Below are 17,257 nucleotides of genomic sequence, written 5' to 3' on the forward strand. Positions count from 1 at the left end.
GGGTGGGAGAGGTCGGTTGGCAGATAGGTGCAATTGCCAACGAGTATGGTCGCCCGGGCGGCCTTCAACGGGCTGATACGGCAGCGCCGTGTGCGGCACGGCCCGCTCGTACGGGTGCGCGCACACGTGTGTGAGGCGCGGTTTGCTGCGATGCGGCAATCGCAGGATCCGCGCCTCGGCAGCGATTGCCGCCCCAGCTTCACCGGCATTGCTGCATGCCATCGAGCGATGCTTCTAATGCGGGTAAGCCCCGCCGTTTGAAACAACCCGGAGCGCCTAGGATGTGGGTTCATGACCGGCAATAAGCCGGCGGCGGCGCTCGCCCAATAAAAAATCCATCCGGAGACACCCATGGCCACTGATTTGCCCACCTCCGCCCTCACCTTCGATTACGTCATCGTCGGCGCCGGTTCGGCCGGTTGCGCTCTCGCCAGCAGGCTGACCGAAGACCCCGACGTGACGGTTGCGCTGCTGGAAGCGGGGCCGCACGACCATCACCTCTCGGTGTGGGTACCGGCCGGGTGCGCAGCGTCGCTGCCGTTCAAAAACAAGCGCAACTATGGGTTTGAGACTGTGCCGCAAGCGGGCCTGGGCGGGCGTCAGGGGTATCAGCCGCGCGGGCGCGGGCTGGGCGGCAGCTCGTCGCTCAACGCGATGATCTATATCCGCGGCACCCCCAACGATTACAACCACTGGGCCGAACAAGGCTGCACCGGCTGGAGCTGGAACGACGTGCTGCCCTACTTCAAGCGCTCAGAAGGCAACGAGCGCTTTGCCGGCCGCGATGACGACGCGCTGCACGGCGGCACCGGCCCGCTGCACGTAAGCGACCTGCGTACCGGCAATCCGATCGCACAACGCTTTGTTGATGCCGGCGTGGCTGCAGGCTACCGCCGCAACAACGATTTCAACGGCCCGGATCAGGAAGGCGTCGGCCCATATCAGGTCACGCAGCACAATGGCGAACGCTGGAACGCCGCACGCGCCTATCTGCATGGCGGCGACAAGGCCGACACCACCTTCAGCCGCAACCGCCGCCAGTTGACGGTGATGCCCGAAACGCAGGCGCTGCGCATCATCTTTGAGGGCAAGCGTGCGGCGGGCGTGGTGGTGGAGCGCGCGGGCCGCACCGAAACGCTGCATGCGCGCCGCGAAGTCGTCGTGTCTTCCGGCGCGTTCGGCTCGCCGCAGTTGCTGATGGCCTCGGGCGTTGGCCCGGCCGAACATCTGCGCTCGCTCGGCATTCCGGTTGTGCATGACCTGCCCGGCGTCGGCCAGAATCTGCAGGACCATCTCGACATCATCCTGCACAAGAAGGTCTTCAACCTTGACCTGATCGGCTATTCCGCGCGCGGCAGCGCCCACATGCTGGGCGAGATTCTGCGCTACCGGCGCGAGCGGCGCGGCATGCTCGCCACCAACTTTGCTGAGGCCGGCGGCTTCATCAAGAGCCGCCCCGATCTGGCCGAACCCGACCTGCAACTGCATTTCGTGGTCGCCATGGCCGACAACCACAATCGCACGTTCAACTACGGCCACGGCTATTCGTGCCACGTGTGCGTGCTGCGCCCGAAGAGCCGAGGCGAGGTGCGCCTGGCCTCGGCCGACACGCGCGAGGCACCGCTGATCGACCCGCGCTTCCTCTCAGACCCTGGCGACATGGCTGGTATGCTCGCCGGTTTCCGTGCCGTGAAGAGCATCTTCGCGCAGCGTCCGCTGGCCGATCTGGGCGGGCGTGAGTTGTATTCGGGAAACCTCCGCGGCGACGGGTCGGATGACGAAGCCGTGCGCGCGCTCATCCGCCAGCATGCCGACACCATCTACCACCCCGTCGGCACCTGCAAGATGGGCAGCGCAGACGATGCCATGGCCGTGGTGGACCCAGAACTGCGCGTGCGTGGCCTGACCGGCCTGCGCGTGATCGATGGCTCGGTCATGCCGACGCTGATTGGCGGCAACACCAACGCGCCGATCATCATGATTGCCGAGCGCGCCGCAGATTTGATGCGCCACGCAGATTTGATGCGCCAATATGGGCGCCCAACGCAGAATGTGCTGACGAGCACCCCCGCACAAGCCACGCCGGCCGAAGTCCACTGAGTGGAGGCGCCGGGGCCAGCAAGACGAGCCTTGGCGCCGCCGCGGGCACACCGACGGTTTGGCCGTGCCCTGCGCCCTATGCGGCGCCTTGCGCCTCTGTTGCCGGGAGGAAAAGGCAAGAGCGAAGGCAAGAGCGGTTTCAAGCCCCAAGCGCAACGCTAAGCGACAGCGGTCAAGCGCCCAGTAATTCCGCCACGGCACAACCCACCACAACGGTAGCGGCCCGCAGATCATTCAACCGCAGGTTCTCATCTGTGTTGTGCCCGCGCGCTTCCATCAGCGTACGCGGCCCAGCGCCATAGAGGATTGTCGGCACGCCATGCGCCGTGTAATGCCGGGCATCGGTATACAACGGCACACCGTGCACTGGCACATCGCCCCCAAACACCGCCAGCGCATGACGCCGCACAGCGCCAATCAACACGTCTACGCCCGGCAGTTCGGCAAGCGGCTCAGCCAGCAGAATCCGCTCAACCGACACCGCAATCCCCGGCCGCTCGGCTGCGGCACGCTCAATCACCGCTCGCAGCTCGCCTTGCGCATCGCGCCCGGCCTCTTCGGGAATCATTCGACGGTCGATGCGGAACGTCACCAGATCCGGCACCACGTTGGTATTGATGCCACCCCGGATCAAACCCACGTTCAACGTTGCGTGGTCAATGCCGGACACGGCTGACTTGCGCGTCGCCAGTTCTGCGCGATACGCATACACAGCTTGCAGGATGTGGGTGGCCGCTTCAATGGCGTCGATGCCGGTATGCGGCATGGCGGCGTGCGCCTGCTTGCCGCGCACCGTTACCTGCACGTGCAGGCAGCCGTTATGCGCCGAGGTGATGCCATACGCAAAGCCAGCCGAGATGGCGTAGTCCGGCTTGGAGAGGCCCTGATCCAGCAGCCATTTCGGGCCAATGTCGCCGCCGGTTTCTTCGTCGTAAGTGAAATGCAGTTCGACCGTGCCGTTGAGCTTGGCACCGCGCTTCTCGGCATCGATCAGCGCGAGCAGCGCCCAAGTGTAGGTTGCGAAATCCGATTTGGAAACCGCCACGCCGCGGCCGAACATCGTAGGGCCCTGTTCGGTTTCGACGATCTCACCACCGTAAGGATCATGCGTCCAGCCCTGGCCGGGCGGAACGACATCACCGTGCGCGTTCATGGCAAGCGTCGGCCCACCATTGCCAAACGTGCGGCGCACGATCAGGTTGGTGGCGCTGACCATGCCGGCGGCACGCACTTGGGCTTCGGGCACGGCATGCGCCTCGACCGTCAGGCCCAGCGTCTCCAGCAGCGCTTTGGCGCGCGCCGCGTGCGCGGCGCAGTCGCCGGACGGGTTGTCCGACGGCACCTTCACCAGTTCCCGCAGGAAATCGATCTGCCGCGCGTGCGCAGCCTCGATAAACGCGCGGATGTCCGCGTCGATGCCGGCGGAGGTGAGCTGAGCCTGAGTCATGTCGATGTCTCCGGGGTTGTTGTTGGACGAGGATCGAAAGTGACTGAGCCCCCGTTGTGCGGGGGCCCAGGATTGGTACCGATGAAAGCGGCGCTTACTGTGCGGCTTGCATGGCCTCGGCGGTCAGCCACACCGATTCTGGCAGGTCCTGCTCGTCGCAGTTGTGGCCTTCGCCACCGCGGTCGACAACCAGGAAGTCGCTCACTTCGCCCAGAGCCAGCAACGGGTGATGCCACACACCGCGCGCATAGTTCACGCCCTGCCAGCCACGTGAAACGAACGCGCGCAGCTTGGACGGATCCAGCTCACCGGCGGGTGCCACGACCACCAGGTACGGCTTGTCGTTCTGCGGGATGAAGGCCTGGCTGCCACGCGGGTGGCGCTCCAGCATCTTCACCTCGAACGGCAGCGTACGCGGCTGGCCACGGAACAGGTTGATCAGCGCGCGGCCATCGTCACCCACATCCACGTTGGCGAGGTCATGAAAGCGCGTGGTCGTGCCCTGGTTGATCGGGAACTGCTTGGCCCCTTCCAGCTCGATCACGTCGCCAAAGGGCGCGAAGGCTTCGCGCGTGAGCGGCTCGATGGCGAGCGCTACGCGAGCGGCAGTGTCTTGGCTCATTCCAGAACTCCCCACAAACGCAGACGCGACACGCCGCCGTCCGGGAACATGTTGAACCGCACGTGCGTGACCAGCCCCAAGTCAGCGATTTCCGCTTCGTAATAGTGCTGCAGATCCATCTGCAGCTTTTGCTCGGGCAGCAGCGTCTGCCAGAACATGGCTTGCGTCTTCAGCGAGCTGTCGGTGCCGCCCACCACGCGTGCGGCCTGAATGGAAACGCGGTCAGCAAAATTGCCTTTGAAGTGGGCGGTGTCGACTTCAATCTTGCGGATGCGGCCCGGATTGGCCAGTGCGATCACGCACCAGTCGTTGCCCGGCTCGCGGCGGCGGCGCGTTTCCCAGCCGTCACCCATGTTTTCGCCACGGCCCGGCATCAGCATGCGCGAGGCCGGCCCGAAGTGTTCGTTGTTGGCTTCGACCACGTAGGCGCCGTTTTCCATGGCGGCCAGGTCGAACAGCTTGGTCCGGTCAGCGCCCTTCCAGTCGACTTGCGGCTGGCCGTACACACGCAGGCGCGCAATGCCGCCGTCCGGGAAGATGTTCACGCGCAGATGCGTGAAGGCGCCGCCGTTGGTCACGGCCACGTAGGCGTGGCTGTTGCCTTGCAGCGTGGTCGACGGAACGATTTCGGTCCACTGCGTCGCGTCGGTCGGCTCGCCGTCGGGCAGGTAGGCGGCTTCGATGGAAGCGGCCGGCGGGAAGTTGCCGGTGAAGTGGCTGGTGTCGATATCGACGCCTTTCACCACGCCCGGGCGGGCCAGACGGACGATGCAGTAGTCATAGCCGCCGTTGCGGCGACGGCGCGTTTCCCAGCCGTCCATCCACTTGCCGTGGTCGTCGTACTTGCCGGGAATGAAGACCGCCGGCTGCGGGTCGAGCATGCGGTTCTTCGGTGCGAAGAATTCGTCAGTTGCGAACGTGGCTTCGGCGCCCAAGCGGGGGTCCGCCAGGTTCGGATATCGGCGCGTGAAATCGGGTGCGTTCGGATCGAGCATGGGCATCGCCATGGGAGTCTCCTTGGTCTTTGTCTCTGGATGTTATGCGGCAGACCCACCGGGCAAAAAACGACGAGTAAGAACACTCGAAACCCTGACGATGGGAACGCCGGAAGTGCAGCGTAGATGGTGCAAGCACAAGGCTTCGCGGGACTGCATGGACCGATGCTAGCATGTGAATTCAAAAATTGCATACAAAAATTGGATCGCCTATGATGCCGTCAACGCTCAACAATTCGTGACGACAATTTGTTGCGATGCAACGAGCGAAACAAAGCCGTGACGACAATCGCAGCAGACCGAATTAGACGATTGGGCAAGGCTCGAGACATCTGTAATCCAAAGGAGGATTCATCATGCAACGCTTTACGCGCCCCTTGTTCGGGCAGGTTTTGATTGCCTTGGCGGTGGGCATCGCGCTGGGCATCTGGGCGCCTGAATTTGCGCAGAAACTGCAGCCGCTTGGCGACGGCTTTCTCAAACTCATCAAGATGCTGATCGCGCCGATCGTGTTCTCAGTCGTGGTGGTCGGCATTTGCGGCGCCGGCGAGCTGAAGAAGGTTGGGCGCGTGGGCGGCAAAGCCGTCATCTACTTCGAGATCGTGACGACGATTGCGCTGGCGCTGGGCATTGCGCTGGCCTATCTGTTCGGCCCTGGCCACGGCATGAATGTCGATCCGAAATCGCTCGACCCGGCGGCCATGGCGTCGTACATGAACACGGCCAAGCAGGTGGAATCGACCGGTGTGGCGGCGTTCTTTCTCAAGCTGATCCCGGATACGTTCGTGAGTGGCTTCGTGAAGGGCGACATCCTGCAGGTGCTGTTGGTGTCGATCCTGTTCGGTTGCTCGCTGTCGTTGCTGGGTGAGCGCACCAAGCCGCTGGTGAACCTGATCGATCAGCTCTCGCACGTGCTGTTCCGCATGATGGCGGTGATCATCCGTCTGGCGCCGCTGGGCGTGCTGGGCGCGGTGGCCTTTACGGTGGGCAAGTACGGCGCGGGCTCGCTCAAGCAGTTGGGCTTCCTGGTGCTGCTGTTCTATGCGGCGGTGACGATTTTCGTGGTGGTGGTGCTGGGCAGCATCCTGCGCCTGGCGGGCTTCAACATCTTCAAGCTGATCCGCTTCCTGCGCGCCGAGCTGCTGGTGGTGCTGGGCACGGCGTCGTCCGACGCGGTGCTGCCGTCCATCATGAACAAGCTTGAGAAGATGGGCATCAAGCGCTCGGTGGTGGGCCTCGTCATCCCGACCGGGTATTCGTTCAACCTCGATGCATTCTCGATCTACCTGACGCTGGCTGCCGTGTTCATCGCCCAGGCGACCAACACGCCGCTGGCCTTCCAGGACTTGCTGCTCATCCTCGGTGTGGCGCTCATCACGTCAAAGGGCGCGCATGGCATTCCGGGCTCGGCCATCGTGATTCTGGCAGCCACGCTGTCGGTCATTCCTGCCATTCCGGCCATTGGTCTGGTGCTGGTGCTCTCCGTCGACTGGTTCATCGGGATTGCCCGTGCATTGGGCAACCTGATCGGCAACTGCGTCGCCACGGTCGTGATCGCCGCGTGGGAGAAAGACATCGACCGCGTGCGCGCCAACGCAGTACTGGACGGCAAGATCGATATCACCGAAGAAGGCGAGTCGATTCCGCATGCACACGGCACGCCGGCGGTCTCGGCGCATACCGTGCCGCATGCCTGAAGCCGGTGTCTGGTCGGACGGCGGTAAAATCGGCGCCATGACTGAAACCACCGCCGCCGACATCTCCTCCGAAGGCATTGCCGACGACATCGCCCAGGCGATCGTCGCGCACCGGCTGCCGCCGGGCACCAAGCTGCGCGAAGAAGCGCTGGCGAAGGTCTACGGCGTCAGCCGCACCAAGATTCGCGCGGCGCTGCTGATGCTGGCCAAAGACAAGCTGATCCGCATGGAGCCGGATCGCGGTGCGTTTGTGGCCAAGCCGGACGAAACCGAGGCGCGCGAGGTGTTTGCCGTGCGCCGCGTGCTGGAAGTGGCGCTGGTGCGCGAGTTCATCGCCAAGGCCACGCCCGCCGATTACAAGCGGCTGGAAAAGCATCTGGCCGAAGAACACAAGGTGGCCGCCAGCGGTGACCTGTCAGACGTCCCGCGCCGCAACCGCCTGATGGCCGATTTCCATCTGCTGATGGCCGATGTGGTCGGCAACAGCGTGCTCAAGGAAATGCTGTACGAGCTTTCCGCGCGCAGCTCGGTCATCACGATGATGTATCAATCCACCTATGACGCCGTGCGCTCGTCCGACGAGCACACCGCCTTTCTGGCAGCGGCCAAGCGCGGTGACGTGGAAGGCGCCATCGCCCTGATGGAAGAGCACATGGCGCACACCGAGAGCTCGCTCAAGTTCGAATCGCCGGGCGGCCGCGCAACGGACCTCGTTGCCGCACTGCTGGCCTGAACCTCGCGGTGCCAACTTACACGCTGCGCGCGCCAGTCTGCGTCGAGCTGGAAATCAAGAAGAGCCGTTTCATCGGATGGGCCGTGCCGGTTGAGGACCGCGCGGCCGCCATGGATGTCATCGCACGCCTGCGTGCCGAACACCCGGCCGCCACGCACGTCTGCTGGGCACTGCTTGCGGGCGGGCAATCCGGCATGTCCGATGACGGCGAACCCTCCGGCACCGCCGGGCGCCCGATTCTGGAAGTGCTGCGCCATCACGATCTGGACAGCACGCTGGGTGCTGTGGTGCGCTACTTCGGTGGCGTCAAGCTGGGCGCGGGCGGACTCGTGCGTGCGTACACCGACGCCATCGCCACCGCGCTCATGCAGGCCGAACGCGTGGAGCGCATCGCCCGCACCACCCTCACGCTTGTCACCAACTATGCCGATGAGGCACGCATCCGGCGCTGGATTGACGATGGCGGCTACACGCTCGTCGATGCGGCCTACGATGGGGGCGTGACGTTGACGGTGCGGCTGCCGGTGACGGATGAGGCGGCGGCGCGCGGGGCGCTGCGGGATTTGACGCAAGGGCGGGTGGTGGTGGCTTCCTGATGCCGCCTCACGAGGGCCTTACGACGGCCTCAGGAGGATGCCCCGTCCCGGACGGTCGTTGCTGTATAGGCACCCTCGGCGTAGTCCAGGCAGGTCCAGAGAATCTCCGCTTGCCGCGTCTCATCCAATGACCGGAAATGCTCGAAGCCACCCGCATGCAGCATGCTCAAAAACGCACGCAGCTTGGATAGCTTGTCGAACAATTCGGCATGCGCCTGATAAGGGTGAGGATCGGGAACGGCATTGGAATCTGTCATGGCGTGGTCTCCGTCGAATTGAGGAAACGCGCCACCCGCAAGAGGCGGGTGGGCGAGCACAGCAAGTTGGACACCGAGTAGCAACGCTCGACACGGCCGAGGCCGTCCCTGCCGGCTCGCCCATAAGGGAGAGCGGCCACGGGAGATTGACGACAAGGACTTGTGCCAAGCCCTCGCCGGTTGCTAATCGAAGATGTCCAGTCTTCGGCCGCTTTCTCTCGTGGCACGAAAGCAGCGCCGACAAGTCTATCGGGCTGCGTTTGATGAAGGCAATACGAAACGGGATAAATCAGAAAAGGACTATGCGCGGGGACGCGCAGGGACGCGATTATCGCTCACCCACCCGCGACCAATACCCCGGCTGCCCATACACCGTCTTCAGATGTTCGATAAAGAACCGGATTTTGGCCGGCACCGGCCGCTGCTGCGGATACACGGCGAGGATGTCGTAGTCGGGCAGCGCGTAGTCATCCAGCACCGTCATCAGCGCGCCCGATTCCAGCTCGGGCTGGATCTCCCACGTTGAGCGCCAGCCAAGACCCAAGCCTTCGCCCATCCAGCGGTGCAGCAGTTCGCCATCGTTGCAGTCGAGGTTGCCGTTCACCTTTACGGTGACGGCCTTGCCGTTGTGCTGAAAATACCAGCCGCGCTGCTGGCCGCCCTGCAGGTTGAAGGCGAGGCAGTTGTGCTTTTCCAGATCATCCAACGTGCGCGGCACGCCGTGCTTGGCAAAGTACGCGGGCGTGCCGCACACCACGCGCTTGTTTGACGCCAGACGAATCGCCACGAAGTTCGGATCGATCGCCCCGCCAATGCGGATGCCCACGTCGTAACCCTCGCGCACCAGATCAACCACGCGGTCGGTCAGGTTGAACGAGATGCGCACGTCCGGGTTGGCGCGCAGAAAGTCCGGCGCATGCGGCGCGACGTGCTTGCGGCCGAACGCGGCCGGTGCCGAGACGATCAGGTGGCCGGTCGCCTTGTGGCGGCCTTCGGCAACCAGCAGTTCAGCGCGGTCCAGTTCGCCCAGTGCCTTCTTGCACTGTTCCATGAACACCGCGCCCTGCTCCGTCACCGCAATGCGGCGCGTGGACCGATGCAGCAGCTTGACGCCCAGGCGAGCCTCCAGCGCATTGATGCGGCGGCCGATCATGACGGGCGTCACATCCTGCGTGAGTGCGGCGGCGGCCATGCTGCCGTGTTCCACCACGGCGATGAACGCTTCGATCTGCTTGAGCTTGTCCATTCCATCATTCCAGTTCGCAATGTCTGACCATTTTATGGAGGATTCCGTACGCGGATTGGCGCTATCCAGCGCATATCACCTGTGACGAATGACTGAAATGCGAAGCAGTGATGGGATCAATGCTCGCGCAAGGCGCTCGATTTTTGCGGCGCACAAAATCACGGGTAAATGGCATGGCTGCGGGCTTCTGCGGCGATCTTGTTGCCTCTGAATTGCTGCGGCACGAGAAAGCATTCGATATACATGGTTAGCAATCAACTGACGAAAACGCCGTTTATCGATATCGGTGTGCGGGAATAGGATCAGCTCCAACCCATTCCCACCTTCCCCTTCCCGGAGACACACCATGCCGAAGATGAGAGCGATTGACGCCGCAGTTGCGGTGATGGAAAAAGAGGGCATCACCACGGCCTTCGGCGTGCCTGGTGCCGCCATCAACCCGCTGTACTCGGCCTTGCGCAAGGCTGGCAACAGCATTGACCACGTGCTCGCCCGCCACGTGGAAGGCGCTTCGCACATGGCCGAGGGCTACACCCGTGCCGAGCCCGGCAACATCGGCGTGTGCATCGGCACCTCGGGCCCGGCGGGCACCGACATGATCACCGGTCTGTACTCGGCCTGGGCCGATTCGATTCCCATCCTGTGCATCACCGGCCAAGCGCCCCGCGCCCGTCTGTACAAAGAAGACTTCCAGGCGGTCGATATCGAATCGATTGCCAAGCCGGTCACCAAGTGGGCCGTCACGGTGCGCGAGCCGGCGCTGGTGCCGCGCGTGTTCCAGCAGGCGTTCCACCTGATGCGCTCGGGCCGTCCGGGCCCGGTGCTGATCGACCTGCCGTTCGACGTGCAAGTCGCTGAAATTGAATTCGACCCTGACACCTACAGCCCGCTGCCGGTCTACAAGCCCGCGGCCACGCGTGCACAGGCCGAGCGCGCCATCGAAATGCTGTGCCAAGCCGAGCGTCCGCTGCTGGTATGCGGGGGCGGCGTGATCAACGCCGATGCGGCCAAGCTGATGGTCGAGTTTGCCGAGTTGGTGAACGTGCCCGTGGTGCCCACCCTGATGGGCTGGGGCGTGCTGGCCGATGATCACCCGCTCAACGCCGGCATGGTCGGCTTGCAGACCTCGCACCGCTACGGCAACGCCACGCTGCTCGCCTCCGACTTCGTGTTCGGCATCGGCAACCGCTGGGCCAACCGCCACACCGGCAGCGTTGATGTCTACACCAAGGGCCGCAAGTTCGTGCACGTTGATATCGAACCGACCCAGATCGGCCGCGTGTTCGGCCCGGACCTGGGCATCGTGTCCGACGCCAAAGCCGCGCTGGAGAAGTTCATTGAAGTCGCGCGCGAGCTGAGGGCCGCCGGCAAGCTGCCGTGCCGCAAAAGCTGGAACGCCGATGTGCAAAAGCGCAAGCGCACCATGCTGCGCCGTTCGGACTTCGACAACGTGCCCATCAAGCCGCAGCGCGTGTACCGCGAGATGAACCAGTACTTCCCGCGCGACGTCCGCTACGTGTCGACGATTGGCCTGTCGCAGATCGCCGCGGCGCAGTTTCTGTCGGTCAACCAGCCGCGCCACTGGATCAACTGCGGCCAGGCCGGCCCGCTGGGCTGGACGATTCCCGCCGCCATTGGCGTGAAGGTGGCCTCGCCCAACAGCGACGTGGTGGCCATCTCGGGCGACTACGACTTCCAGTTCATGATCGAAGAAATGGCGGTGGCCGCGCAGTTCAAGGTGCCGTACATCCACGTGGTGGTGAACAACTCGTACCTGGGCCTGATCCGCCAGGCGCAGCGCAACTTCGACATGGACTACTGCGTCCAGCTCGCCTTCGACAACGTCAACGCACCGGAGCTGAACGGCTACGGCGTCGACCACGTGAAGGTGGTGGAAGGTCTGGGCTGCAAGGCCATCCGCGTGTTCAAGCCGGAAGACATCGAACCCGCCTTCGCGCAGGCCCGCCTGTTGATGGCCGAGTTCTCGGTGCCGGTGATGGTGGAAGTGATTCTCGAGCGCGTGACGAACATCGCCATGGGCACCGAGATCGACAACGTGGTCGAGTTTGAAGAGGTGCTCGACCTGGAAGACACCCTCGCTGAAGAAGACGCCACCGCATAAAGACGGCGCGCTGTTCCCTCACCGTTCCGATAAAGGAGAAACCATGACAAAGCTGGCAGCCAACCTGACCATGCTCTTCAACGAGCAGGCGTTCCTCGACCGCTTCGAAGCCGCCGCGCGTGCGGGCTTTCGCGGCGTGGAGTTCCTGTTTCCCTACGCGTTTCATGCAGACCAGATTGCCGATCGCCTGAACCGCTTCCAGCTCGATCTGGTGCTGCACAACCTGCCGGCCGGCAACTGGGACGGCGGCGAGCGTGGCATCGCCGTGCTGCCGGATCGCGTGGGCGAGTTTCAGGAAGGCGTGGGCGAGGCGATCAAATACGCCAAGGTGCTCGGCGTAAAGCAACTCAACTGCCTGGTGGGGATTCGCCCCGAAGGCGTGAGCGAAGACGCTGCGCGCAAGACGCTGGTGGACAACCTGAAGTTTGCGGCCAAGGCACTGAAGGCCGAGAAGATTGATCTGCTGATCGAGCCGATCAACACGTTTGATATTCCCGGCTTCTACCTGAACCGCACGCAGCAGGCGCTGGACCTGATCAACGACGTGGATGCGTCCAACCTGTATGTGCAGTACGACATCTATCACATGCAACGGATGGAAGGCGAAGTGGCGAACACGCTGAAGCGCCATCTGGACAAGATCAAGCATGTGCAATTGGCGGACAACCCTGGGCGTAATGAGCCGGGGACGGGTGAGATCAATTACCGGTTCTTGTTCAACTGGCTGGATGAGATTGGCTACAACGGCTGGATTGGGTGTGAGTACAAGCCTAAGGCTGGGACGGTTGAGGGCCTTGGCTGGCGCGCTGATCACAAGGTTGCTTGATTTGTTTTTTGCCTTGTTCCGGCGGGGGTGGTCCATCCCTTGTTTCATCCCCTGCCGGGGCTGACTCACTTTTCTTTGTCTTGCCAAAGAAAAGTAAGCAAAAGAAAGGCGCGCCCGAGATGGCGACTTCCCCTTGAATTTATGTTGCAAGGAGGGGAAGGGGAAAACTCGCTGCGCTCAGACAGTTCCCCTTCCTTGATCCTCCTTGCAACAGAAATTCAAGGCGCCATCAAGGGCAGGAACGTCAAAGGCCAAACCATCGACCACGAGTGCAGTGGGAACCAGCAACACAGCGCGAAGCAAAGCAAGCAAGAGCAACACAACCAAGAGCCGTCCAGGACAGCACACAGATTGTGTGGCCGTACCCTGCCCTAGATGGCGCCTTGAATTTGTGTAAGCGGGCGGAAAAAAGACGGGGAACTGTTTGAGCGAAGCGAGTTTTCCCCGTCTCCGCCCGGTTACACAAATTCAAGGGGGGTGTCGCCATCTTGGGCGCGCCTTTCTTTGCTTACTTTCTTTGGCAAGACAAAGAAAGTGAGTCGCCCCCGGCAGGGGGTGAAAGGGGGATGGACCACCAAGGCCCAACCCAAAGACCAAACCACCAACACCCAAACCAAGGAGCTCCCTCACCATGGCAACCACAACTCTGAACCTCGGTTTCATCGGCCTCGGCATCATGGGCGCCCCCATGGCTGGCCATCTGCGTGCAGCAGGCCACACGCTGTTTGTGCACGACGTGAACCCGGCCCCGGCCGCGCTGGTGGAAGCGGGGGCGACGGTCTGCACCAGCGCGGAAGAAGTCGCCAAGCGCGCCGACATCATCTTCATCATGGTGCCGGACACGCCGCACGTAGAGGCGGTGCTGTTCAGCGAGAAGGGCGTCGCCAAGGCGCTGAAGGAGGCAGGCAAGGACGCCGCTGCGGGCAAGATCGTGGTCGACATGAGCTCGATCTCGCCGATCGCGACGAAGGACTTCGCTGCCCGCATCAACAAGACCGGTGCGCAGTACCTGGACGCGCCGGTGTCGGGTGGCGAAGTGGGCGCGAAGGCGGCGTCGCTGACGATCATGGTGGGCGGTGAACAAGCTGCGTACGACCGCGTTGCACCGCTGTTCAACCTGATGGGCAAGAACGTGACGCTGGTCGGCGGCAACGGCGACGGCCAGACCACCAAGGTGGCCAACCAGATCATCGTGGCGCTGAACATCCAGGCGGTGTCGGAAGCGCTGCTGTTCGCATCGAAGGCGGGCGCAGACCCGGCAAAGGTACGTCAGGCGCTGATGGGCGGCTTTGCGGCGTCGCGCATTCTGGAAGTGCACGGCGAGCGCATGGTCAAGCGCACGTTTGATCCGGGCTTCCGCATCGAGCTGCACCAGAAGGATCTGAACCTCGCCCTGCAAGGCGCCAAGACGCTGGGCGTGGCCCTGCCCAACACCGCCACCGCGCAAGAGCTCTTCAACACCTGCGCCGCCAACGGCATGGGCAAGCAAGATCATTCGGCACTGTGCCGCGCGATCGAGATCATGTCGAACCACGACATTGCCTAAGCGCTGAGCCGCACCCTGCCGTCGCCTTCGGGTGCCGGCAGTTTCGTTTGAGCTGTCCCCACGTTTTTCGCCATGCACAACGACCCCTCCGCCCAGGCCGCCTTGCGCGCCGCTTTGCCCAATCCGTCGCCGCGCGCGTTGCTGCACGGCTTGTTTGATACCGCCGTGGCCGCGGTCAGCGCGTCGCAGTGTCTGCCGGGCTTTCTGCCTGCGCCGCCACGTGGTCGCACGGTTGTGATTGGCGCAGGCAAAGGCGCTGCGGCGATGGCCGAAGCGGTTGAGCAGCACTGGAAGGGCGAGCTGTCTGGCCTGGTGGTCACGCGTTACGAGCATGGTCGCGCGCCGGGCACGAGCGGCCGTATCGAAGTCGTGGAGGCTTCGCACCCGGTTCCCGACGAGGCCGGTCAGCGTGCTGCGCAACGCATGGTTGGCTTGCTGGAAGGTCTGACAGAAGACGACCTCGTGCTGTGCCTGATTTCCGGCGGTGGCTCGGCCCTGCTGGCGGCACCGGCCGAAGGGCTGACGCTGGCCGACAAGCAGGCCGTCAACCGCGCGCTGCTCAAGAGCGGCGCGAGCATCGGCGAGATGAACTGCGTGCGCAAGCACCTGTCGTCGATCAAGGGCGGGCGCCTGGCACTGGCCTGCGCACCGGCGCGTGTGGAGACGCTGCTCATCTCCGACATTCCCGGCGATGACCCAACGCTCATCGCCAGCGGCCCGACGCTGCCCGACGCGACCACCTGCGCAGATGCCCTGGCCGTGATCAACAAATACGGCATCGACGTGCCCGAAGCCGTGCGCCGTCATCTGGAAACCGGCGCGGGTGAAACGCCCAAGCCCGGCGATGCACGCTTCGAAGGCCACCGCAGTCACGTCATCGCCACGGCGCAACACGCGCTGGAAGCCGCTGCAGCACAGGCCCGTGCACTCGGTTATGAGGCGCACATCCTGTCGGACAGCATCGAAGGCGAAGCGCGCGATGTGGCCGAAGTGCATGCTGGCATCGTGCGGCAGATCGTGGCGCGCAATCAGCCGTTCAACAAGCCGTGCGTGATTCTGTCCGGCGGTGAGACGACCGTTACCGTGCGTGGCAATGGGCGTGGTGGCCGCAATGCCGAGTTCCTGCTCGCGCTGGGCGTGGCGCTGGATGGCTTGCCGGGCGTGCATGCGATTGCCTGCGATACCGATGGCATCGATGGCTCGGAAGACAACGCTGGCGCGCTTCTGACGCCGGACAGTCTTGCCCGTGCCGAGGCACTCGGCTTGAAGCCGAAGCAACTGCTCGACAACAACGATGGGTATGGGTTTTTTGATGCGCTCGGCGATCTGATCGTTACCGGGCCGACTCGGACTAACGTGAATGACTTTCGGGCGATTTTGATTACTGGGTGAGGTTCGATGTGGGATGGTTTTTTTTTGTTTGTGGTCCATCCCTTGTTTCATCCCCTGCCGGGGCTGACTCACTTTCTTTGCTTACTTTCTTTGGCAAGACAAAGAAAGTGAGTCGCCCCCGGCAGGGGGTGAAAGGGAGTGGACCACCAAGGCCCAAACAGCAACACACCGGAACAACACATCATGCGCCGCTTCCGCAACACCAAAATCCTCGCCACCCTCGGCCCCGCCAGCAGCGACAAGGACACCATCCGCGCCCTCTTCGATGCGGGCGCAGACGTCTTCCGCCTGAACTTCAGCCACGGTTCGCACGAAGACCACCGCAAGCGCTACGACACCGTGCGCGCAGTAGAAGCCGAGACCGGCCGCCCCATTGGCATCCTGGCCGACATGCAAGGTCCGAAGCTGCGCATCGGTACGTTTGCCGAAGGCCGCGTCGTGCTCAAGAACGGGGAGCGCTTTGTGCTCGACCGCGACCCGACGCCGGGTGATGTCACCCGTGTGCATCTGCCGCACGCCGAGCTGTACGCAGCCGCTGCGCCGGGCCAATCGCTGCTGCTGGACGACGGCAAGATCCGCCTGGCCGTGGAGGCTGTAGACCCGACGGCCATCATCACCCGCGTGGTCGACGGCGGCCCGCTGTCGGACCGCAAGGGCGTGAATGTGCCGGACGCCGTGATCCCCATCCCCGCCCTCACTGAGAAAGACTTGCGCGACCTCGATTTCGCCCTGTCGCTGGGTGTGGATTGGATTGCGCTGTCGTTCGTGCAGCGCGCCGAAGACGTGATCGCCGCGCGCGAGATCATCGGCGACCGCGCTGGCCTGCTCTCCAAGATCGAGAAGCCCGCCGCGCTGCTGCATCTGGAAGACATCGTGCAGGCCTCTGACGCGCTGATGGTGGCGCGTGGCGACCTTGGCGTGGAGCTGCCGCCCGAGCGCGTACCCGGTGTGCAGAAGCGCATCTTGCGCATCGCGCGCCAGCACGGCAAGCCGGTGGTGGTGGCCACGCAGATGCTGGAATCGATGATCGAAGCGCCGGTGCCCACGCGCGCCGAAGCGTCCGACGTGGCCACCGCCGTGTACGACGGCACCGATGCGGTGATGCTCTCGGCCGAATCGGCCAGCGGCAAGCATCCGGTGGCGGCGGTCAGCATCATGAACCGCATCATTGCCGAGACCGAGCGCGACCCGCTGTACCGCAACCTGATCGATGCACAACATCAACCACCGCTGCCGACGCGCCAGGACGCCATTTGCGCGGCGCTGCGCGACGTGACACACATCCTGGGCGCGGTGGCCACCGTCACCTACACCTCCAGCGGCAAGACCAGCCTGCGTGCCGCACGCGAGCGCCCATTGGCGCCCATTGTGAGCATCACGCCGCGTCTGGATACGGCGCGCCGTCTGGCAATCGCCTGGGGCGTGCACAGCACGGTCAGCCCGGACGTGAGCAACGTGGATGAGATGGTGGATGCAGCGTGCCGCGCCGCCGCGCGTGAAGGCTTTGCCGTGTCGGGCGATCAGATTGCCATCACGGCGGGCATGCCGTTCGGTCAGGCGGGTTCGACCAACCTGCTGCGCCTGGCTGAAATCTGGCCGCAGACGCTGGTGACCGCGCAGACGGAAACCAACGCGCTGCAGCCCGAACCGGCAACGGTCTGACGCCGCCCGGGATCAG

14 protein-coding genes are annotated in these 17,257 nt (G+C 63.7%); 9 read left to right on the forward strand and 5 right to left on the reverse strand.

The genetic code is table 11. The features are described 5' to 3' along the window. Nucleotides 1-351 precede the first annotated feature (351 nt). Nucleotides 352-2,100, forward strand: coding sequence for a GMC family oxidoreductase (locus PSUB009319_RS12490; protein ID WP_124382548.1), 1,749 nt, complete (start codon nucleotides 352-354; stop codon nucleotides 2,098-2,100). 172 nt (nucleotides 2,101-2,272) lie between these two features. Here PSUB009319_RS12490 and PSUB009319_RS12495 read toward each other — a convergent pair whose 3' ends face one another. From PSUB009319_RS12495 to alc, 3 genes are all read right to left on the reverse strand, one after another. Further along, on the reverse strand, nucleotides 2,273-3,547 hold the full coding sequence (locus PSUB009319_RS12495; protein WP_124382549.1) for a M20/M25/M40 family metallo-hydrolase: 1,275 nt from the start codon (nucleotides 3,545-3,547) through the stop codon (nucleotides 2,273-2,275). Nucleotides 3,548-3,641: 94 nt separating this feature from the next. Beyond that, complete coding sequence (locus PSUB009319_RS12500) at nucleotides 3,642-4,169, reverse strand: ureidoglycolate lyase (protein WP_124382550.1); 528 nt, start codon at nucleotides 4,167-4,169, stop codon at nucleotides 3,642-3,644. Next, nucleotides 4,166-5,176 carry an allantoicase gene (alc, locus tag PSUB009319_RS12505; RefSeq protein WP_124382551.1) on the reverse strand — a complete coding sequence of 337 codons (1,011 nt, stop codon included), beginning with the start codon at nucleotides 5,174-5,176 and terminating at the stop codon, nucleotides 4,166-4,168. Before alc ends, PSUB009319_RS12500 begins: the two co-directional genes overlap by 4 nt. 344 nt (nucleotides 5,177-5,520) lie before the next feature. Here alc and PSUB009319_RS12510 point away from each other — a divergent pair, with 344 nt between their 5' ends. Genes PSUB009319_RS12510 through PSUB009319_RS12520 form a run of 3 tightly spaced genes read left to right on the forward strand, consistent with a single transcriptional unit; the run spans nucleotide 5,521 to nucleotide 8,190 of the window. Further along, entirely contained in the window at nucleotides 5,521-6,861 is a 1,341-nt protein-coding gene (locus tag PSUB009319_RS12510) for a C4-dicarboxylate transporter DctA (protein ID WP_124382552.1), read from the forward strand. Between the two features lie 37 nt (nucleotides 6,862-6,898). Further along, complete coding sequence (locus PSUB009319_RS12515) at nucleotides 6,899-7,594, forward strand: GntR family transcriptional regulator (RefSeq protein ID WP_124382665.1); 696 nt, start codon at nucleotides 6,899-6,901, stop codon at nucleotides 7,592-7,594. A gap of 8 nt (nucleotides 7,595-7,602) precedes the next feature. Continuing rightward, entirely contained in the window at nucleotides 7,603-8,190 is a 588-nt protein-coding gene (locus PSUB009319_RS12520; protein WP_124382553.1) for a YigZ family protein, read from the forward strand. A 29-nt stretch (nucleotides 8,191-8,219) separates the two neighbouring features. Here the strand turns inward: PSUB009319_RS12520 and PSUB009319_RS12525 are convergent, their stop codons facing one another. After that, nucleotides 8,220-8,447 carry a hypothetical protein gene (locus PSUB009319_RS12525; protein ID WP_124382554.1) on the reverse strand — a complete coding sequence of 76 codons (228 nt, stop codon included), beginning with the start codon at nucleotides 8,445-8,447 and terminating at the stop codon, nucleotides 8,220-8,222. A gap of 328 nt (nucleotides 8,448-8,775) precedes the next feature. Next, nucleotides 8,776-9,693: a LysR family transcriptional regulator gene (locus PSUB009319_RS12530; protein ID WP_124382555.1), complete on the reverse strand. Its 918-nt coding sequence runs from the start codon at nucleotides 9,691-9,693 to the stop codon at nucleotides 8,776-8,778. Nucleotides 9,694-10,039: 346 nt separating this feature from the next. Between PSUB009319_RS12530 and gcl the strand changes: the two genes are divergently transcribed. The 5 genes from gcl to pyk all read left to right on the forward strand — a co-directional run bounded on the left by gcl (nucleotide 10,040) and on the right by pyk (nucleotide 17,241). Continuing rightward, nucleotides 10,040-11,815, forward strand: coding sequence for a glyoxylate carboligase (gcl, locus tag PSUB009319_RS12535; RefSeq protein WP_124382556.1), 1,776 nt, complete (start codon nucleotides 10,040-10,042; stop codon nucleotides 11,813-11,815). A gap of 43 nt (nucleotides 11,816-11,858) precedes the next feature. After that, a complete protein-coding gene (hyi, locus tag PSUB009319_RS12540; RefSeq protein WP_124382557.1) occupies nucleotides 11,859-12,641 on the forward strand; it encodes a hydroxypyruvate isomerase in 783 nt (260 codons plus the stop codon). A gap of 631 nt (nucleotides 12,642-13,272) precedes the next feature. Next, on the forward strand, nucleotides 13,273-14,187 hold the full coding sequence (gene glxR, locus PSUB009319_RS12555; RefSeq protein ID WP_124382558.1) for a 2-hydroxy-3-oxopropionate reductase: 915 nt from the start codon (nucleotides 13,273-13,275) through the stop codon (nucleotides 14,185-14,187). A 72-nt stretch (nucleotides 14,188-14,259) separates the two neighbouring features. Then, nucleotides 14,260-15,579 carry a glycerate kinase gene (locus PSUB009319_RS12560; RefSeq protein WP_124382559.1) on the forward strand — a complete coding sequence of 440 codons (1,320 nt, stop codon included), beginning with the start codon at nucleotides 14,260-14,262 and terminating at the stop codon, nucleotides 15,577-15,579. Between the two features lie 183 nt (nucleotides 15,580-15,762). Continuing rightward, nucleotides 15,763-17,241 (forward strand): pyruvate kinase, encoded by a 1,479-nt coding sequence (gene pyk / locus PSUB009319_RS12565; protein WP_124382560.1) that lies wholly within the window; start codon nucleotides 15,763-15,765, stop codon nucleotides 17,239-17,241. Nucleotides 17,242-17,257: the final 16 nt, after the last annotated feature.

The organism is Ralstonia sp. SET104 (genome assembly GCF_003851545.1).
Classification (GTDB): domain Bacteria; phylum Pseudomonadota; class Gammaproteobacteria; order Burkholderiales; family Burkholderiaceae; genus Ralstonia.

Bases quoted from the DNA above. Each gene is read 5' to 3' on its own strand.
- alc (WP_124382551.1), bottom strand. From the start codon at position 5,176: ATGGCGATGCCCATGCTCGATCCGAACGCACCCGATTTCACGCGCCGA.
- pyk (WP_124382560.1), top strand. From the start codon at position 15,763: ATGCGCCGCTTCCGCAACACCAAAATCCTCGCCACCCTCGGCCCCGCC.
- PSUB009319_RS12525 (WP_124382554.1), bottom strand. From the start codon at position 8,447: ATGACAGATTCCAATGCCGTTCCCGATCCTCACCCTTATCAGGCGCAT.
- PSUB009319_RS12510 (WP_124382552.1), top strand. From the start codon at position 5,521: ATGCAACGCTTTACGCGCCCCTTGTTCGGGCAGGTTTTGATTGCCTTG.
- PSUB009319_RS12500 (WP_124382550.1), bottom strand. From the start codon at position 4,169: ATGAGCCAAGACACTGCCGCTCGCGTAGCGCTCGCCATCGAGCCGCTC.
- PSUB009319_RS12560 (WP_124382559.1), top strand. From the start codon at position 14,260: ATGCACAACGACCCCTCCGCCCAGGCCGCCTTGCGCGCCGCTTTGCCC.
- glxR (WP_124382558.1), top strand. From the start codon at position 13,273: ATGGCAACCACAACTCTGAACCTCGGTTTCATCGGCCTCGGCATCATG.
- gcl (WP_124382556.1), top strand. From the start codon at position 10,040: ATGCCGAAGATGAGAGCGATTGACGCCGCAGTTGCGGTGATGGAAAAA.
- PSUB009319_RS12515 (WP_124382665.1), top strand. From the start codon at position 6,899: ATGACTGAAACCACCGCCGCCGACATCTCCTCCGAAGGCATTGCCGAC.
- PSUB009319_RS12495 (WP_124382549.1), bottom strand. From the start codon at position 3,547: ATGACTCAGGCTCAGCTCACCTCCGCCGGCATCGACGCGGACATCCGC.
- PSUB009319_RS12530 (WP_124382555.1), bottom strand. From the start codon at position 9,693: ATGGACAAGCTCAAGCAGATCGAAGCGTTCATCGCCGTGGTGGAACAC.
- hyi (WP_124382557.1), top strand. From the start codon at position 11,859: ATGACAAAGCTGGCAGCCAACCTGACCATGCTCTTCAACGAGCAGGCG.
- PSUB009319_RS12490 (WP_124382548.1), top strand. From the start codon at position 352: ATGGCCACTGATTTGCCCACCTCCGCCCTCACCTTCGATTACGTCATC.